This is a genomic window from Actinoplanes missouriensis 431 (assembly GCF_000284295.1).
Taxonomy (GTDB): domain Bacteria; phylum Actinomycetota; class Actinomycetes; order Mycobacteriales; family Micromonosporaceae; genus Actinoplanes; species Actinoplanes missouriensis.
The window spans coordinates 1,286,264-1,303,441 of record NC_017093.1 but is presented as its reverse complement, the minus strand read 5'-3'; the positions used below and the strand labels follow the sequence as shown (position 1 = coordinate 1,303,441).

The 17,178-nt window shown below is 70.9% G+C and carries 22 protein-coding genes; 13 read left to right on the top strand and 9 right to left on the bottom strand.

The window, feature by feature from the left end:
- Positions 1-25 precede the first annotated feature (25 nt).
- On the bottom strand, positions 26-1,240 hold the full coding sequence (locus AMIS_RS06165; protein WP_014441340.1) for a deoxyguanosinetriphosphate triphosphohydrolase: 1,215 nt from the start codon (positions 1,238-1,240) through the stop codon (positions 26-28).
- A 9-nt stretch (positions 1,241-1,249) separates the two neighbouring features.
- Positions 1,250-1,606 (bottom strand): VOC family protein, encoded by a 357-nt coding sequence (locus AMIS_RS06160; RefSeq protein ID WP_014441339.1) that lies wholly within the window; start codon positions 1,604-1,606, stop codon positions 1,250-1,252.
- A gap of 283 nt (positions 1,607-1,889) precedes the next feature.
- Here AMIS_RS06160 and AMIS_RS06155 point away from each other — a divergent pair, with 283 nt between their 5' ends.
- The 6 genes from AMIS_RS06155 to AMIS_RS06130 all read left to right on the top strand — a co-directional run bounded on the left by AMIS_RS06155 (position 1,890) and on the right by AMIS_RS06130 (position 7,117).
- Positions 1,890-2,237, top strand: coding sequence for a roadblock/LC7 domain-containing protein (locus tag AMIS_RS06155; protein ID WP_231859244.1), 348 nt, complete (start codon positions 1,890-1,892; stop codon positions 2,235-2,237).
- Between the two features lie 37 nt (positions 2,238-2,274).
- Positions 2,275-3,420 carry a DUF4388 domain-containing protein gene (locus AMIS_RS06150; protein WP_014441337.1) on the top strand — a complete coding sequence of 382 codons (1,146 nt, stop codon included), beginning with the start codon at positions 2,275-2,277 and terminating at the stop codon, positions 3,418-3,420.
- Between the two features lie 54 nt (positions 3,421-3,474).
- Entirely contained in the window at positions 3,475-3,963 is a 489-nt protein-coding gene (locus AMIS_RS06145) for a roadblock/LC7 domain-containing protein (RefSeq protein ID WP_014441336.1), read from the top strand.
- A gap of 55 nt (positions 3,964-4,018) precedes the next feature.
- Positions 4,019-4,390, top strand: a complete 372-nt coding sequence (locus tag AMIS_RS06140; RefSeq protein ID WP_014441335.1) for a hypothetical protein — start codon at positions 4,019-4,021, stop codon at positions 4,388-4,390.
- 466 nt (positions 4,391-4,856) lie between these two features.
- Entirely contained in the window at positions 4,857-5,936 is a 1,080-nt protein-coding gene (locus tag AMIS_RS06135) for a DUF2786 domain-containing protein (RefSeq protein ID WP_014441334.1), read from the top strand.
- Positions 5,937-6,001: 65 nt separating this feature from the next.
- Positions 6,002-7,117, top strand: coding sequence for an MFS transporter (locus AMIS_RS06130; RefSeq protein WP_014441333.1), 1,116 nt, complete (start codon positions 6,002-6,004; stop codon positions 7,115-7,117).
- A 68-nt stretch (positions 7,118-7,185) separates the two neighbouring features.
- On the opposite strand, the gene AMIS_RS06125 is transcribed toward AMIS_RS06130, so the two are convergent.
- The 4 genes from AMIS_RS06125 to dusB all read right to left on the bottom strand — a co-directional run bounded on the left by AMIS_RS06125 (position 7,186) and on the right by dusB (position 10,588).
- The gene (locus AMIS_RS06125; RefSeq protein WP_014441332.1) at positions 7,186-7,923 is read right to left on the bottom strand and encodes a response regulator transcription factor; all 738 of its coding nucleotides are present in this window, start codon (positions 7,921-7,923) and stop codon (positions 7,186-7,188) included.
- Positions 7,920-9,137, bottom strand: coding sequence for a sensor histidine kinase (locus AMIS_RS06120; protein ID WP_014441331.1), 1,218 nt, complete (start codon positions 9,135-9,137; stop codon positions 7,920-7,922). The genes AMIS_RS06125 and AMIS_RS06120 overlap by 4 nt, the downstream gene beginning before the upstream one ends.
- A complete protein-coding gene (locus AMIS_RS06115) occupies positions 9,134-9,388 on the bottom strand; it encodes a hypothetical protein (protein ID WP_014441330.1) in 255 nt (84 codons plus the stop codon). The genes AMIS_RS06120 and AMIS_RS06115 overlap by 4 nt, the downstream gene beginning before the upstream one ends.
- 66 nt (positions 9,389-9,454) lie before the next feature.
- The gene (gene dusB, locus AMIS_RS06110) at positions 9,455-10,588 is read right to left on the bottom strand and encodes a tRNA dihydrouridine synthase DusB (RefSeq protein ID WP_014441329.1); all 1,134 of its coding nucleotides are present in this window, start codon (positions 10,586-10,588) and stop codon (positions 9,455-9,457) included.
- 82 nt (positions 10,589-10,670) lie between these two features.
- Here dusB and AMIS_RS06105 point away from each other — a divergent pair, with 82 nt between their 5' ends.
- Positions 10,671-11,156: an XdhC family protein gene (locus AMIS_RS06105; RefSeq protein WP_041829579.1), complete on the top strand. Its 486-nt coding sequence runs from the start codon at positions 10,671-10,673 to the stop codon at positions 11,154-11,156.
- A 70-nt stretch (positions 11,157-11,226) separates the two neighbouring features.
- Here AMIS_RS06105 and AMIS_RS06100 read toward each other — a convergent pair whose 3' ends face one another.
- The 3 genes from AMIS_RS06100 to AMIS_RS06090 all read right to left on the bottom strand — a co-directional run bounded on the left by AMIS_RS06100 (position 11,227) and on the right by AMIS_RS06090 (position 13,530).
- Positions 11,227-12,606 (bottom strand): glycine--tRNA ligase, encoded by a 1,380-nt coding sequence (locus tag AMIS_RS06100; RefSeq protein ID WP_014441327.1) that lies wholly within the window; start codon positions 12,604-12,606, stop codon positions 11,227-11,229.
- Positions 12,607-12,674: 68 nt separating this feature from the next.
- Positions 12,675-13,172 carry a hypothetical protein gene (locus AMIS_RS06095; protein ID WP_014441326.1) on the bottom strand — a complete coding sequence of 166 codons (498 nt, stop codon included), beginning with the start codon at positions 13,170-13,172 and terminating at the stop codon, positions 12,675-12,677.
- A gap of 16 nt (positions 13,173-13,188) precedes the next feature.
- A complete protein-coding gene (locus AMIS_RS06090; protein ID WP_014441325.1) occupies positions 13,189-13,530 on the bottom strand; it encodes an antibiotic biosynthesis monooxygenase family protein in 342 nt (113 codons plus the stop codon).
- Positions 13,531-13,564: 34 nt separating this feature from the next.
- Between AMIS_RS06090 and AMIS_RS06085 the strand changes: the two genes are divergently transcribed.
- The 6 genes from AMIS_RS06085 to AMIS_RS06060 are packed head-to-tail and all read left to right on the top strand — an operon-like array spanning position 13,565 to position 17,171.
- The gene (locus tag AMIS_RS06085) at positions 13,565-13,819 is read left to right on the top strand and encodes a DUF6703 family protein (RefSeq protein WP_014441324.1); all 255 of its coding nucleotides are present in this window, start codon (positions 13,565-13,567) and stop codon (positions 13,817-13,819) included.
- Positions 13,820-13,868: 49 nt separating this feature from the next.
- Complete coding sequence (locus AMIS_RS06080; RefSeq protein ID WP_014441323.1) at positions 13,869-14,798, top strand: metal ABC transporter substrate-binding protein; 930 nt, start codon at positions 13,869-13,871, stop codon at positions 14,796-14,798.
- Positions 14,795-15,580 carry a metal ABC transporter ATP-binding protein gene (locus AMIS_RS06075; RefSeq protein ID WP_014441322.1) on the top strand — a complete coding sequence of 262 codons (786 nt, stop codon included), beginning with the start codon at positions 14,795-14,797 and terminating at the stop codon, positions 15,578-15,580. The genes AMIS_RS06080 and AMIS_RS06075 overlap by 4 nt, the downstream gene beginning before the upstream one ends.
- Positions 15,580-16,443, top strand: a complete 864-nt coding sequence (locus AMIS_RS06070) for a metal ABC transporter permease (RefSeq protein ID WP_014441321.1) — start codon at positions 15,580-15,582, stop codon at positions 16,441-16,443. The genes AMIS_RS06075 and AMIS_RS06070 overlap by 1 nt, the downstream gene beginning before the upstream one ends.
- 30 nt (positions 16,444-16,473) lie before the next feature.
- A complete protein-coding gene (locus AMIS_RS06065) occupies positions 16,474-16,773 on the top strand; it encodes an ArsR/SmtB family transcription factor (protein WP_014441320.1) in 300 nt (99 codons plus the stop codon).
- Entirely contained in the window at positions 16,770-17,171 is a 402-nt protein-coding gene (locus tag AMIS_RS06060) for a Fur family transcriptional regulator (protein ID WP_014441319.1), read from the top strand. Before AMIS_RS06065 ends, AMIS_RS06060 begins: the two co-directional genes overlap by 4 nt.
- Positions 17,172-17,178: the final 7 nt, after the last annotated feature.

The following is a 17,178-nucleotide window of genomic DNA, read 5'->3' as shown; positions in this document are numbered from 1 at the left end:
CCGGACGGCCGACCCGCCAGCAGGGTCAGCGGCGCGCCGGTACCAGGGACTTGTGCCACGCGACAGCGGCGTGGTCGGTGAGCGACGCGACCTGATCGATGATCACCCGCAGTGCCGCGGCGTCATCGGTTGCCGTGGCGTGCAGAGGCCCGAAGAGCGGATCCAACCTCTCCGGGGTACGGGTGAGAGCCGCCACCAGCTCGACCAGGATGACCCGCTGCTCGGCGTACCAGTCCTCGGCCGCCCGGGTCCGCATCACGTACCGGAACGCCATGCCCTTGAGCAGCGCGCACTGGTTCCGGACGGTCCTCGGCACGATCAGGTCGGCGTCGTAGCGGCGCATCGGATCGGTCCCGAACCGGCTGTGCGTGGCGCCGACCGCGGACGCCACGAATCGGCCGGTCAGCACGCTCGTCATCCGTTTGAGGGCGACCTGTGCGGCGTACCCGCCGTCGTACCCGGCGACCGCGCTGACCGCCGGGTCGGCCAGCAGCTGGTCCAGCGCGGCGAGCAGCTCGTCCGGGCTCTCCTGCGAGTACGTGGCGGCCACGTCCCGGCACAGCGCGGCCCGCTCGTCCGCGTCCCGCAGCAGCGGCTCCAGGCTCAGGTATCCGCCGTGCACGCCGTCCTCGACGTCGTGCACGGAGTACGCCACGTCGTCCGCCCAGTCCATCACCTGGGCCTCCAGGCAGCGCCGCTCGTCGTCGCGCCCGTCGCGCAGCCACGCGAAGACCGGCCGGTCGTCGGCGTAGACGCCGAACTTGCGGTAGCCCTCCTTGCGGAACCACGGGTACTTGGAGCAGGCGTCGAGGGTGGCCCGGGTCAGGTTGAGGCCGGCGCCCGGCACCTTCGCCTCGAGCCGGGTCAGCACCCGCAGCGTCTGCGCGTTGCCCTCGAAACCGCCGCAGGCGCGCGCCACCTCGTCCAGCGCCGCCTCGCCGTTGTGCCCGAACGGCGGGTGCCCGAGGTCGTGGGCGAGCCCGGCCACGTCCACCACGTCCGGGTCGCAGCCGAGCCGTGCGCCCATCTCCCGGGAGATCTGCGCGACCTCGAGCGAGTGGGTGAGCCGGGTGCGCAGGAAGTCGTCCGATCCCGCGGTGTGCACCTGGGTCTTGGCCGCGAGCCGCCGGAACCCGGCCGAGTGCAGCACCCGCGCCCGGTCCCGCTGGTACGGGGTACGCCCGTAGCCGCTGTCCTTGGCGGGCTCCGGCGCCCATCGCTGGGAGTCCGCAGGCGTCATGATCTAACCCTATGCCGCGGGTCGCGCCCCCAGCACGCAGAACTCGTTGCCCTCGGGGTCGGCCAGCACCACCCAGCCGGGGTTGCCCTGACCGATGTCGACCGGCCGGGCGCCCATCCCGACCAGGCGTTCCACCTCGGCCTCCTGGTCGTCCGGCCGCAGGTCGATGTGGAGCCGGTTCTTCCCTCTCTTGGGGTCACTCACCGGGGTGAAGAGCAGGCCCGGCAACTCGTGCCGGGTACGCCGGATCTCCACCTCGCCGGGCTCCTCGTTCACCAGCACGTAGCCGAGCGCCTCGGCCCACCACCGTGCCAGCCGGGGCGGGTCCTCGGCGTCCACCACGACCTGCTCCCAGCGGCTGGGCATCGCGCCTCCCGAACACCAGAGATCGATAAGTGACGATCATGTTACGCGATCCGGGCGGGCCGGACCGCCGAGAACACCGCAGCGGACGTGCGACGACGCCGCCGGTTACGGATCGCTGGCGACCCACTGGACCATGACGCACAAAACGTGCGACTTGTCGCCGCAGTGTCACCGGAGGATGGCCCACGGTGGCGGCGGGGATCGACAAGACGCCACCAAAGGGCAACGCGACGAAGCGCTGAGGAGTGAAGTGCCCGGCGTCGATCACTGTCTACAGGAGGCCATGACGATCCCCGGCGCTGTCGGGGCCAGCATCGTCGACTACACCACCGGGTTTCCGGTCGCCACGACCGGAGCCGCACCCAACTCGGACCACGAAGCCGCCGCGGCCGGCACGGCAGAGGTGGTCCAGGCCGCGAACAGCCGCTCGCTGTTCGTCTCGGCCGTCCCGCACGACCTGCTCGAAGACCTGATCATCACCACCGCCGGCGGTTACCACCTCCTGCGGCTCGTACAGACCGAGTTCGACAGCCGGCTGGTGCTGTACGTGTGGCTCGACCGGGTTCGCGGCAACCTCGCCGTCGCCCGCCGCAAGATGCAACGCCTCGCCGACGAGCTGGTGACGACGTAACCCCGACCGCTCCGACCATCCGAACAGGAGTACACCGGTGGCCTCCACGAAGACCGCATCGCCCGGGAACCTGCTGACGCAGGTCGCCGGTGAGCGGCAGACCGGAGCCCTGGTGGTGAGCGGTCAGCCCGGCGGCGCGGTCTACGTCTTCGAGGGCCGGATCATCTACGCCGAGTCGCCGTCCGCGCCCGGGGTGGGCGAGATGCTCACCTCGTCCGGGCGGCTGGCCGGGCGCACCTGGCAGAGCGCCCTGGACCTGGGCACCTCCACGGCACGCGTCGGCCGGATCCTGGTCGAGCAGGGCCATCTCACCCAGGGTGAGCTGGAGCTGTGCGTGCTCGGCTCGACCTACGACGCGGCGTACTTCGTGCTGGCCCAGCCGGCCGCCTCGGTCGAGTTCCTGCCCGGCGCGACGCACTGGCTCGGCGCGATCGTGCACATCGACGCGGCAGCGGTCGGCCGCGAGGTGCGCCGACGGGTCAAGCTGCTCGACGACATCTTCCCCAACCCGCGGATCGACGTCGCGCCGGTCATCCCGGTCACCCGGGCGCCCCGCGAACGGATCACGCTGACCGCGCCGCAGTGGGAGCTGCTGGTGCACGCCGACGGCCAGCGCACACCTGCTGACCTGGCCCTGCTTCTGGGGCGCGCGGGCTACGCGACGATCCAGGAGCTGCGGCGCCTTGCGGCGCTGGGCATGATCGAATTGCCGAGGGTACGCGTGAGCGACTCCCCGGAGCTGGTCCGGTTGCCCCATCCCCGGGGCGCCGCCGTGCCGATCGACCGGGCGCCCCCGGCTTCCTCGCGGGCCGCCGCTTCACCGCAGGCCTCCGCTTCACCGCAGGCCTCCCCTTCACCGCAGGCCTCCGCTTCACCGCAGGCTCCAGCTCCGGCGCGGAATCCGGCTTCTTCGCCGGTGCCGGTGAGCGCTCCCCCCGTACCCGTGATCAATGGGTCGGAGCCGGCAGCGGCCCGCGCCGCGCCGCCCGAGCCCGACCCCCCACCCGCGCCGCCGCCCGGTGATCACAATGCCGGGCTGAATCGGGCGCCGCGGCTGGCCCGCCGGAAACCCGGCGCGAAGCTCCCCAAGGAGATCGCGTCCGCGGAGAACCCCCCGGTGCACCAAGGCACCGACGAAGTCCTGCTCAAGCGCATCCGCACCGCATTGAGGGCCCTGCGGTGACGCGCGCGCCCCCCGACAGCCTCGACAGCCCCCGACCGAAGGAGCGAGGATCCGATGACGGTGGATCCGGCGGTACTCGAAGAACTCGGCCGCCTGCGCAGCAAGGTGCCCGAGCTCTCCGGCAGCGTGCTGGCCACCGCCGACGGGCTGGTCGTGGCACACGACTCGCACGGCCTCGAACCGGACACGCTCGCGGCGCTCGCCGCGGCGCACCTGGCGCTGGCACGCCGGTTCGCGCACGCGGTCAACCACGGCGAGCTGCGGGAATCCGTGGTCGAGTGCGACGGCGGATACATCACCTCCTACACCGCGGGACCGAACGCGCTGCTCACCGTGGTCACCTCCGGCGACGCCAACCTCGCGATGGTGCACCTGGAGGCACGCCGGTGCGTACGCCGGCTCATCAAGATCATGGCCTTGGAGACCGCCCCGCAGCTGCGGCCGCAGATCCCCACACAGTCCGGCCCACCGACCCCGCTGGCCCGGCGGACCCCGATGGCAACCCTGTCCAACGTGTCTCGCCGCCGCCAGGCGACGGGCTGACATTCCGGTGCGGCGCTCGCCGCAGCCACCCAACTCAACTGAAGGAACGAATCCCATGCCCGACATGGACACCGCACTCAAGGAAATCATGGAGATCGACGGCTGCATCGGCGTCGCTCTCGTGGACCACACCAGCGGCATGGCCCTGGGCACACTCGGCGGCGGCAAGGAACTCGACCTGACGGTCGCCGCCGCCGGCAACACCGACGTGGTCCGCGCGAAACTGCGCGCGATGGAGATGCTGAACCTCTCCGAGAAGATCGAGGACATCCTCATCACGCTCGACACGCAGTACCACATGATCCGGCCGCTCACGAGCCGGTCGGGCAAGGGGTTGTTCCTCTATGTGGCGCTGCGGCGGGACCGCGCGAACCTCGCCATGTCCCGCCATCGGCTGCGCAGCATCGAGAACGACCTCGACGTCTGAGTCGTGATCGCCACCCCTGGGCGGGGAGGGCCGCACCACCCTCCCCGCCCCTCCCCACCCCGCGCGCCCCGCCCACGCCTCCCCGCCGAGCCGTAGCCCAGGCAGGTGACCCGCCCGCCGAGCCGTAGCCCACGCAGGCAACCGCCGGCCGAGCCGTAGCTCAGACAGGCCAAACCGGCTTGATCACATGCCGGAGCTACGGCCCGGCACCCCCAGCCGTAGGCCAGCGCGGCCATCCACCCCTTGATCACATGCCTGAGCTACGGCCCGGCATCCCGGCCCCGCCGATCTCCCCCGCCTCCGCCCTTGCCTCGGGATCGAACAGCGTGCATGCTGTTCTTTGCAGCGCTGCAAACGCCCTTTGTCGCGAATGCACCGCGCACCCCTGTGACCGTCCGGCCGCTCGGCGGTCACGGCGCCGGGGTCCTGGCCGGGAACCGGGACCCCGGCAACTACCATCGCTCCCATGACGGCCCGCGAGATCGTCGACCGCGTCCGGGCCGGAAACCTCGATCACGAGACGGCCCTCGACATGCTGACCGGCGCACCCGCCGCCGAGGTCGACTCTGCTCTTCAGACCACGCTCGAGACCGAATTCGATCGGCTGTTCCGCAACGGCTGGCAACCGGCCGAGCTGCATCGCGCGGTGGCCAGGCGCGGCAACCCGATCCAGGCCGACCTCGCCGCCGAAGCTTCCCGCGATTTCCAGAAAAGCCGGACACCGGTCGACCCGCGCTGGCGCTCCCAGGCCGACAGCCTCCCCCTGTCCCAGGACCGCCGCCGCCCCGACCGCATAGCCGTCATCGACGCGAAGCTGACCCTGCTCACCGAGCTGCGGCAACTCCCCGCGATCGAGATCCTCATCCCCCCGCCCGGTACCCCGCTCACCACCGTGCCGCACCATTCCGACCAGCGGATTCTGGACCGCGTTCGCGCGCTGCTGGCGAAGGCCGAGGCGACCGACTTCGCGGCCGAGGCCGAGGCGTACAGCGCGAAGGCCCAGGAGCTGATCACCCGGTACCGGATCGAGGAGATCACCGCGCCGGCCGTGGACGTCGTGCCGTTCGCGCGCCGGATCGGCGTCGACCACCCCTACGAGAACGAGAAGGCCAGCCTCCTCGACGCCGTCTCCCGGGCGAACAACTGCCGCTGCGTCTGGACTCCGGAACTCGGCTTCAGCACGATCTTCGGCTTCGACGCCGACATCGACGCGGTGGAGTTGCTCTACACGTCGCTGCTGGTCCAGGCGAACCGGGCGATGACCCGCGACGAGCCGGCCAAGGGCAAGGCCAGGGTGAAGGCGTTCCGCCGGTCGTTCCTGGTGGCCTACGCGATCAGAATCGGCCAGCGACTCCGGGAGACCGCCGAGCGGGAGATGGCCGGGCACAGCGACCTGCTGCCGGTTCTGCGTAACCGGGACATCCAGGTGCGCGAGGCGATGAACAAGGTCTTCCCGACGACTGTCCGCGCTCGCGGGAGCCGGGTGGACAGCCTGGAGGGCTGGGAGTCCGGCCGGGCCGCCGCCGACGAGGCGCAATTGCGTTGACACCCGCTTCCGGCGTGGCGGAGGGTGGGCGCATGCACCCGATTTGACGCTGACATCTGTATGCGGTGCGTGCCTGTGCCGAGGCCGTGCTGCTCTACCCGGTCTACGCGCTGCTCATGGCGGACGCCGGGCTCACGACCGCCGAGATCTCCTCGCTCTTCGCGATCTGGTCGGTGGTCTCCTTCGCGTGCGAGATCCCGGCCGGCGCGCTCGCCGACGTCTGGTCCCGCAAGCGCCTCTACGCGATCGGTGAACTGACCACCGCGACCGGTTTTACCCTGTGGCTGATCTGGCCGTCCTACCCCGGGTTCGCGATCTGCTTCGCCCTGTGGGGCCTCGGCGGCGCGTTCAGCTCCGGCACCCTGGAATCCCTCGTCTACGACAAGCTCGGCGACTCGACCGCATATGCGCAGGTCATCGGCCGCGCGGACACCATCGCGCTGCTCGGCATGCTCGCTGCCACGCTGCTCGCCGCGCCCGCTTACGCCACCGGCGGATACCTCCTGGTCGGCATCATCAGCATCGCGACGGTCGCTCTGGGCGGTCTGCTTGCGCTGCGTCTGCCCGATTATGAGGGTACGGAGGACGACTCCGACGAAAGCAGCACGGGCGGTTACCTGACGGTCCTGCGCGACGGTCTCACCGAGGTTCTCGGCAAAGCCGGCACCGTGGGACGAGCCGTCGTCGTGGCCGCTGCCGTGCCGGGGTTCAGCGCTCTGGACGAATACCTGCCCCTGCTCTCCCGGGACAAGGACGCGACGACGTCGACCGTACCGTTGCTCTTTGCTCTGACCGCTCTTTCGATGGCCGCCGGCAGCGCTCTCGCCGGCCGGGTTTCGCCGGGGTCCGCGCGCCCGTTGTCGCTGGCCGTGTCGCTGGCGGCGGTGACGCTGGCCGCCGGTGCGCTGATCCCCCATCTGGCCGGGATGGTGCTGGTCTCCGCTGCTTTCGGCCTGCTGCAATTCGCCATGGTCCACGCCGAGTCCCGTCTCCAGGGGGAGATGTCCGGCAGGTCCCGGACGACCGTCCTGTCCGTGGCGGGTTTCGGGGCCGAGTTGTGCGCGGTCCTGCTCTACGCGGGGTTCGCCCTTCCGCTGGAGCTGCCGGTGCTGTTCGCCCTGGCCGCGATCCCCCTGCTGGCAACAGCCCTGCTGACAGCCCGCCCCCATCCCGCGTGCTGACTCCGGGCGCACCTGAACCCCACGCGGGAGCGCGCCCCACCCCGCGTGGGGAGATCGGGCGCGGGCGCTCAGCCGGGCGTGAGGCCGTGGCGCAGGGCATAACGCGTCGCCTCGGCCCGGTTGCGCACGCCGATCTTGGCGAACGCGTTGTTGATGTGCGTCTTGATCGTCGCCTCGGCCACGAACAGCTCCGCGGCGATCTCCGCATTCGTCCGCCCCTGCCCGATTCGCCCGAGCACCTCCGCCTCACGCCGGGTCAACCCGTCCGGCAACCGGCCGGGCTGCCCGTCCGACAACCGGCCAGGCAGCCGGTCCGGCAACCGGCCCGACTGATCCGACGACCGGCCCCGATCAGCTTCGGACACCTCAGCCGGCCGGCGCATCGCCTCGGCGAGCCGCGCCGACACCTCCGGCGCGAACAGCGAATTCCCCGCCGCAGCGGCCCGCAACGCCATCGCGATCTCCGCCCGGCCGGCGTCCTTCGTGAGATAGCCCCGCGCACCTGCCGCGAGGGCTCCCGCGATCGACTCGTCATCGGCGTAGGTGGTCAGCACCACGACGGCGACCTCGGGAAACCGTTCCCGAGCCCGGGCGGTGGCGGCCACCCCGTCGAGCACCGGCATCCGCAGGTCCATCAGGACGACGTCCGGCCGGTGGTCCGCGATCATTTCGATCGCCCGTTCCCCGTCCCCCGCCGATCCGACCACCGTCACGCCGTCGGTGAGCTCCAGCAGCGCGGTCAGTCCCTCCCGGACGAGCTGCTGATCGTCGACCACCAGAACCCGCAGCGCCCCGCTCCCCGTCACGCCGCCGTCCCCTCGTCCGCGCCCCACGGGTCACCCTGTGCACCGGGACTCGGGGCCTCGGCGATCACCTGCCATTCCCCGTCGGCCGGGCCGGTCTTCAGCGTGCCGCCGACCAGCGCGATCCGCTCGCGTGCTCCGATCAGCCCCAGTCCACCCGTACCCCCGATTGCGGGAATGCGACCGACGGCCCGGGGTGAAGCGCCGGGAACCGGATTGCGGACGGTCAGGCGGGCCACCGCCGGGTCCGCATAGTCGAGCGTCACCGTCACGGGCGCGCCCGGCGCGTGGCGGGCGGCGTTCGTCAGCGCCTCCCGGGCGATCCGCAGCAACGACACCTCCGCGCCCGGTGACAGCGCGCGACGTTCCGACACCACACGCAACGTGACAGCAACGCCGTGATCAGCCTCGTGCCGGGTCACCAAATCATGGAGAGCCTGCGGCAGCGGCGGTACGTCGGCACGCAGCGCCCGCACCGCCGACCGCGCCTCGGCCAGCCCGTCGGCGGCCAGTTCCCGGGCCTGCCGAATCCGCGCGGCGGCGCCGTCGACATCGCCTCTTTCGGTCAGCTGAATCTCGGCGACCTCCAGCTGCACGCCCAGCGCCCCCAGCGAGTGGGCGAGCACATCATGCAGTTCGCGCGCGATGCGCGCCCGCTCGTCCAGGGCCGCCGCACGCGCCTGCGCCGCCCGGGTCTGCGTGATCTGTTCCAGTAGCAGCGCGGTCTGTTCCGCCCGTAGCCGGTACTCCCGCCGATGCAGGCTGAAGAGCACCAGCACGGCGATCAGCGCCGGTTGGGTGAGCATCGCCGCCGTTCCCCGGCCGGCGATCCAGAGGCCCGTCAGCAGGACCGTGAGGACGACTGCGGTCAGTGACAGGATCGCCCACATCGGCGTGCGCGGTAACAGTACGAACGTGAACAACGCGGCATACAGATAGAGCAGCGACGACGCGTCGTCCGGCTGGCTCGCCGCGACAGCGGGCAGCACCGCGGCCATGGCGAGAGCCACCCGGGCGAGCCGTGGCAGCCGGCGATCGCCGGCCACGAAGACGAACCAGCACGCGAGAGCGGCGGCGAGCACCGGACGGACGCCGGGGCCGGCCGGTCCCGCCGTCACGAACGCCCAGATCAGCAGCGCGCTGAGCACGATGCGGACCAAAATGCCGGTCTCCGGGTCGTCGGCCCGGAGCCGCCGCACGCCCTCGCGCAGGGTCAACCCCGCTCCCCCACCAGGTTGAGGATCAGATCGATCATCAACAGACGGTAGGCGACGAACGCCAGACCCGCGACGCCCAGCACCACCAGGATCGCGACGACGACGCGTCCGGTGATCCGGCCGCCGTCCCGACCGAGGACCCGGCCGATGACCTCGCCGGCCAGCCGGGTTCCATGATTGCCGTCCGCCTTGCCGGTGACCACGTAGTTGACGGCACGCCGTCCCTTGTCACGGTTCTCGTTCATGCCCATGCCCCGAACCGTAGGGATCGGGCAGGGTGGATATGGAGCGCCGAGGGGTGGAGATCGGGGTGGAGATCAGCCCCCGGACTCCTCGGTCTCCGCACCCTCCGGAACCGTGTCGTCGTCCCGGCTGTCCAGCCAGCCGTGCGGCAGCGACACCTTGCCGGGCGCGTTGACCCGCCCGCGCGGCTGACCGAGCGCCTCGGCCGGGAACGGCACCGCCGGGTCCAGCTTGGCGAGCAGGTCGTCCAGCTCGGCCAGGGAGGAGATCATGGCGAGGCTGCGGCGGAGCTCGCCGCCGACCGGGAAGCCCTTCAGGTACCAGGCGACGTGCTTACGAAAGTCGGCACAGCCGTGTTTCTCGTCCTCCAGCGCCTCGACCAGCAGCTGCGCGTGCCGCGCGAGGATCTTGGCGACCTCACCGAGCGTCGGCAGCACCGGCCGGTAGCCGGCACCCTGGGTGAACGCGGCCTCCAGGTCGGCGAAGAGCCACGGCCGGCCCAGGCAGCCCCGGCCGACGACCACGCCGTCCACGCCGGTCTGCTCGACCATGCGCAGCGCGTCGGAGCCCTCCCAGATGTCGCCGTTGCCGAGGACGGGCACGTCGAGCGCCTGCTTCAGGGTGGCGATCGCCTCCCAGTCGGCCTTGCCGGAGTAGCGCTGCTCGGCGGTGCGCGCGTGCAGCGCCACGGCGGCCACACCGGCGTCCTGCGCGGCGAGACCGGCTTCGACGTACGTCAGATGGTCGTCGTCGATGCCCTTGCGCATCTTGATCGTGACCGGGATCCCGAACGGTTTCGCCGCGTCGACCGCCTGCTGCACGATCCGCGCGAAGAGCCGCCGCCGCCACGGCAGGGCCGACCCGCCGCCGCGCCGCGTCACCTTCGGCACCGGACACCCGAAGTTCAGATCGATGTGATCGGCCAGGTTGTCCTCGCCGACCATCCGGACCGCGGCAGCCGTGACATCCGGGTCCACGCCGTAGAGCTGCAGGCTGCGGAAACCCTCGTCCTCAGCAAACGTGATCATCTTGAGCGTCTTCGGAATCCGCTCGACGAGCGCCCTGGTGGTGATCATCTCGCAGACGTAGACGCCGCCGCCCTGCTCACGACAGAGCCGCCGGAACGCCACGTTGGTGATCCCCGCCATCGGGGCGAGCACGACGGGCGGGTTGACGGCATGGTCGCCGAGCAGAAGTGGTGCGGTCACGCGCTCTAGGGTGACACGCCACCACCCCCGCCTGTCGAATCCTGGGGCGCCGATGTGGCGGAAGTCTGGCAGAGTCGGCCGCGTGGGAGACAGTGAGCTGAGCCCGAGGCGGCTCGTTGCGGTTTTCGAGTCGCCGGTGTCCGAGGCGCTTCAGCGGTTCGCGGTGGAGCTGGGCTTTCACACCGTTCTGGTGGAGCCGGACCCGACGCGACTGTCGGGCACTCCCCGGCCGCACGGTGACACCTTCGTGGCGGACCTGGTCGCGGCCGGGATCGACGAGCACACCGACGTGGTGCTGACCGACCATCACCGGGCGGAGATCGGCGCCGTCCTGCAGGAGGCGCTGGCCGGCAAGAGCCGCTGGATCGGCATCGTCGGCAACCCGCGCAGCGAGGGCCCGCACGTGGAAGCGTTGCGTGAGCTGGGCGTGCCGGCGGAGGAGATCGCCCGCGTGCACCGCCCGATCGGGCTCAACATCGGCAGCCGCACCGGCCCGGAGATCGCGCTGGCGATCCTGGCCGGTCTGATCGCCGACCGCAACGATCGCCCCGGTGGTTTCCACTTCTGAGTGAGCGGATCCACGGACGAACGGGTCGCCGCGCCGCGCGGAATCCCGCGCGGCGCGACCACCACGCCGATCAGCAGCCAGGCAGGCGCTTGATCAGGTAGTCCTCGATCTGGTCGAGGGAGACCCGCTCCTGCTTCATGGTGTCGCGGTCCCGCACCGTCACCGCGTTGTCCGTGAGGGTGTCGAAGTCGACCGTCACGCAGAACGGCGTCCCGATCTCGTCCTGGCGCCGGTAACGGCGGCCGATCGCCTGCGAGTCGTCGAACTCCACGATCCAGCGCTTGCGCAGGTTCGCGGAGAGTTCACGGGCCTTCGGCGACAGCTCCGGGTTGCGCGACAGCGGCAGCACGGCGACCTTGACCGGCGCGAGCCGCGGGTCGAACCGCATGACGGTGCGCTTGTCGACGCCGCCCTTGGTGTTCGGCGCCTCGTCCTCGTCGTACGCCTCGAGCAGGAACGCCAGCACCGCGCGGGTCAGGCCGGCCGCCGGCTCGATCACGTACGGCACCCAGCGCTCGCCCTTCTCCTGATCGAAGTAGGAGAGGTCGACACCGGAGTGCTTGGAGTGCGTCGACAGGTCGAAGTCGGTGCGGTTCGCGATGCCCTCGAGCTCGGCGAACTCGGTGCCGCCGAACTGGAAGCGGTACTCGATGTCGACGGTCCGCTTCGAGTAGTGCGAGAGCTTCTCCTTGGGGTGCTCGAAGAAGCGCAGGTTGCTCTCCGAGAGGCCCAGGTCGCGGTACCAGTCCCAGCGCTGCTGCAGCCAGTACTCGTGCCATTCCTCGTCGCTGCCGGGCACGACGAAGAACTCCATCTCCATCTGCTCGAATTCACGCGTACGGAAAATGAAGTTGCCCGGCGTGATCTCGTTCCGGAAGCTCTTGCCGATCTGCGCGATGCCGAACGGCGGCTTCTTGCGGGCCGCGGTCGCCACGTTGTTGTAGTTGACGAAGATGCCCTGTGCGGTTTCCGGCCGCAGGTAGTGCAGGCCCTCGGCGCTCTCGGTCGGACCGAGGTAGGTCTTCATCAGGCCGTTGAACATCTTCGGCTCGGTGAAGGTGCCCTTGTTGCCGCAGTTCGGGCAGTTCAGGTCCTTCAGCGAGGCCGGCAGCGAGCCGTGCTTCGCCTCGTAGGCCTCTTCCAGGTGGTCGGCCCGGAAACGCTTGTGACAGGACTGGCACTCGGTCAGCGGGTCGACGAACGCGTCGAGGTGCCCGGAGGCGGCCCAGACGTCGCGGGACAGGATCACGGCGGAGTCCAGGCCGACGATGTCGTCGCGCTGCTGGACCATGGTCCGCCACCACTGCCGGCGGACGTTCTCCTTGAGCTCCACGCCGAGCGGACCGTAGTCCCACGCCGAGCGGGTGCCTCCGTAGATCTCGCTGGAGGGGAAGACGAAGCCCCGGCGCTTGGCCAGGCTGACAACGGCATCGATACGATCGGCGGGCATCGGTGATTTCCTCCTACGCCGGCTGGGTGTCGGCGGGGAAACTCGTGGTTATCGGACGAACAGCGAGATTACTCCCCGAGGTCACACACTTCGAATGCGCCCGTCGAGGTGTTCTGACTCAACTCCGCCTCGACCGTTTCGGTCCGCCCGTCCGGATAGGTCAGCTGCACCGGGACCGAGGCGTAGACCAGATCAAGATCACCGATTTGGTACGCGGAAAAAGGCTCCGTGGCCGACAGGCGCGACGTGTAGGCGGATTCGGATTCGGCCCGCTGCGCCGCGGGGCAGAGCAGGTCGTAGGAGCGGGCGAAGTCCCGGTTCTGCACGGCCTGCACATAGCGGCCCACGACCACGTCCACCTGCTCGTTGAGCGCGTCGTCCATGGCCGCGGTCAGCCCGGCCACCGCTGCCGCGCCACCGCCGCAGACCAGTAGCAGCACTCCCCCGGTGATGCCGAGGCTCACCCCGACCCGGCGGCCACGCCCCTCGACCGGCGGCGCCGGGAACGGCGGGTGCACCCCGGGACCGGGCGGGGGCGGCGGAACGTAGTGCGGCGCCGTGCTCATGGGTCCAGCGTAGTGTTCAGCGCCACGGCTCGGCGGCCCGGTCACTGGCGGTCACCACGACCGCCTCGCCGGGGGCGGCCGAGGCGAGCGTCTCGAAGGCGGACGGCTCGTCGAGCGTCTCCGCCAGCAGGGGCGTGGCGTGCATCTTGACCTCGAACCGGCCGAGGGCGCGCCGGTAGGCTCCGACGGACTCCCACTCGGTCACCAGGGTCCAGGCAGCCGGGTCCTCGAGGGCCCGGGCCAGCCGCCCGGATCGATATCCCGGGCTGTCCGCGAGGGCGGCGAGGGCGGCGTGCGCACGCTCGACGAAGCCGTCCTGCGTTTCCGGTGGGACATGGAAGCGGTTGAGCACCAGCATGTGACGAGGGTACGCACGCCGAAGGAGCCGAACTGTGACGCCGTCCGACCATCTGCTTCGCCGTCTGGCCCGGGTCAGTCCGACCGTGGCGTTCGCCCTGGCCCTGGCCGCCCTGCTGGCCGGCCTCTTCCTGCCGGGCATCGTGGGCGCCCTGCTGCTGGCGGTGCTCGCGGCCGGGCTCGGCGCGCTGACGTTCACGACCTGGCCGGTCCAGACTCCGATCACCCGGGCGGTCCGGGTGGTCCTGCTCACCCTGCTGGTCGTCGCCGCCGTATCGAAGGCGCTGTGAACCCATGCGCTTTTGACAATCATTGTCATTATCGACGACAGTTGGTGGCATGATGCGCCGCCTCGCCCCCGCCCTGCTCCTTCTCGCCGCCCTGAGCGGCTGCGGAGCACAAGCGGCGGACGACGGGAAGCTTTCCGTCGTCACCGCGTTCTACCCGCTGCAGTTCATCAGCGAGCGGGTGGGAGGTGACGTGGTCGACGTCAGCAACCTCACCAAGCCGGGCGCCGAGCCGCACGACGTCGAGCTCAACGCCGGCCAGGTCGGTCAGATCGCCGACGCGGGCCTGGTGGTCTACCTGGGCGGCTTCCAGCCGGCGGTGGACGACGCGGTCAAGCAGAACGGCAGCGACCACGCGTTCGACGCCGCCTCGGCCATCCAGCTGCTCTCGGCCGAGTCCGCCGATGCGCACTCCCACGAGGGCGAGACCGGCGAGGAGGAGCACGCGGAGGAGAGCGCGAACGGCACCGACCCGCACTTCTGGCTGGACCCGACCCGCCTCGCCACGGTGGCCGAGAAGGTCGCCGCCGAGATGGGCAAGGCCGACCCCGCGCACGCCGCCGACTTCACCGCCCGCGCCGCGACGCTCAGCACCGAGCTCAAGACCCTGGACGGCGAGTTCACCACCGGGCTGAAGACCTGCGAGCGCCGGGAGCTGGTGACCAGCCACACCGCGTTCCACTACCTCGCCGACCGGTACGGTTTGGAGCAGATCGGCATCACCGGCATCGACCCGGAGGCCGAGCCGTCACCGCAGCGGCTCGCCGCCGTCGCCGAGGAGGCCAAGGAGCACGGCACCACCACGATCTTCTTCGAGACGCTCGTCAGCCCGAAGGTCGCCGAGACCCTGGCCCGTGAGGTCGGCGCCCAGACCGCGGTGCTGGACCCGCTCGAAGGTTTGACCGACGAGAATGCGGACTACTTCTCGGTGATGCGCGCCAACCTGGCGGCGCTCACCAAGGCGCTGGGATGTGAGTCATGACGAATGTGGTCGAGGTACGGCACGCGGCGGCCGGCTACGACGGCCGGGAGATCCTCAGCGACGTCTCGCTGAGCGTCGCCGCCGGTGACGTGGTCGCCGTGCTCGGCGCGAACGGGTCCGGCAAGTCCACGCTGATCCGTACCGTCCTCGGCCTGGTGCCCCTGCGACGCGGTGAGATCGAGCTGTTCGGCACCGCGCAGCGCCGGTTCCGCAGCTGGGAGCGGATCGGGTACGTGCCGCAGCGGCTCGGCGCCGGCAGCGGCGTTCCCGCGACGGTCGGCGAGGTGGTCGCGTCCGGCCGGCTGGCCCGGCGCGGGATCTTCCGGTTCCCCGGCGCGGCGGACAAGACCGCGGTCCGCGAGGCGCTCGCAGACGTCGGGCTGCTGGACCGGATCGGCGACCCGGTCGCCACCCTCTCCGGCGGCCAGCAGCAGCGCACCCTGATCGCCCGGGCACTGGCCGGCCGGCCCGACCTGCTGGTGCTGGACGAGCCGACGGCCGGCGTGGACGCGGCCAGCCAGGAGGCGTTCGCCGCGGCGCTCACCCGGTTCGCCGCGGACGGTGGCACGATCATGCTGGTGCTGCACGAGCTCGGTCCGCTGCGGCCGCTGATCGGGCGCGGCGTGGTCGTGCACGACGGGCGGATCGCGCACGAGGGGACCCCGCCCGAGCCGGCCGGGCACCACGCCGAGCCGGGGCACGACCACGTGCACCCGCACGCCGACGAGGTCAAGGCCGGCATCTGCGAGTGGGCGCCCACCGAGGGATCGAAGGCGTACTGATGGAGCTGCTCACCTACCCGTTCATGCAGCGTGCCCTGATCGGCGCGCTGATCATCGGGCTGGCCGCGCCGTCGCTCGGCATCTACCTGGTGCAGCGGCGGCTGTCGCTGATCGGGGACGGCATCGGGCACGTGGCGCTCACCGGCGTCGGCGTGGGCCTGCTCACCAACAACTCCCCGGTGCTCGCCGCGGTGGTGGTCGCCACGATCGGGGCGGTCGGCGTCGAGCTGATCCGCGAGCGCGGGCGCACCTCCGGCGACCTGGCCCTGGCGCTGCTCTTCTACGGCGGCATCGCCGGTGGCGTGGTGCTGGTCGGTCTCTCCGACAACGCCAACTCGAACCTCATGCAGTACCTGTTCGGATCGCTGCTCACCACGTCGGCGCAGGACCTCATGGTGATCGGCGGGCTCGGCGCGGCGGTGCTGATCGCCATGGTGGCGCTGCGACCGGCGCTCTTCGCGCTCTGCAACGACGAGGAGTACGCCCGGGTCAGCGGCCTTCCGGTGCGGACCCTCAACATCCTGCTCGCGATCACCACCGCGGTGACCGTGACGATCGCCATGCGTACCGTCGGCCTGCTCCTGGTCTCCGCCCTGATGGTGGTCCCGGTCGCGGCGGCCCAGCAGGTCACCCGCGGTTTCCGCAGCACGATGGCGGCGGCCATGCTGATCGGGGTGGGCGCCGCCGGCGCCGGCATCCTGGTCTCCGCCGAGGCGGACACCGCGCCCGGCGCCACCACGGTGCTGCTCGCCCTGGTCGCCTTCCTCGGCACCACGCTCGCCGGCGTGCTGCGCCGCATGATGGTCCGGCGGTCCCGCCCGCCGGTCGCCGCGGAACCTCCGGACGTCGTGTTGCATGGCTGACCGGACGACAGCTGTACGGTGGTCGCAGCCATGACGACCACCGGTTATGAAGCGTACGAGTCGGCGGGGGCCCTGTTGCGTGCCCTCTCCGCACCCATCCGTGTGGCGATCGTGGTCGAACTGGGCGCCGGCGAGCGCTGCGTGCACGACCTCGTGGAGAAACTGGGCGCCCCGCAGCCCCTGGTTTCCCAGCACCTGCGGGTCCTGCGCGGAGCGGGCGTGGTGCGGGGTGTCCGTCAGGGCAGGGAGATCGCATACTCCCTGGTGGACGAACACGTCGCCCACATCGTCGCCGACGCGGTGAGCCACGCCAGGGAGAGCCGACAGTGAACCCGGAAACGACCCCCCGTAACACCAAGCAGCGCAGCGCGGTCAGCGCGGTCCTCGCCGAGACCGAGGGTTTCCACAGCGCTCAGGACCTGCACGCGATGCTGCGTGACCGGGGTGAGCGGGTCGGCCTGACCACGGTGTACCGGACGCTGCAGAACCTCGCCGACTCCGGCGAGATCGACGTGATGCGCCCGCCCGGCGGCGAGCACCTCTACCGCCGGTGCAGCCAGGGACACCATCACCACCTGGTGTGCCGGTCGTGCGGGCGGACCGTCGAGGTGGCCGGTCCCGCGGTCGAGTCGTGGGCGGAGAAGGTCGCGGGCCAGCACGGCTTCGTCGACGTCTCGCACACCCTGGAGATTTTCGGTACGTGCCAGGAGTGCGCCGGAAAGGGCTGAGTGGAAC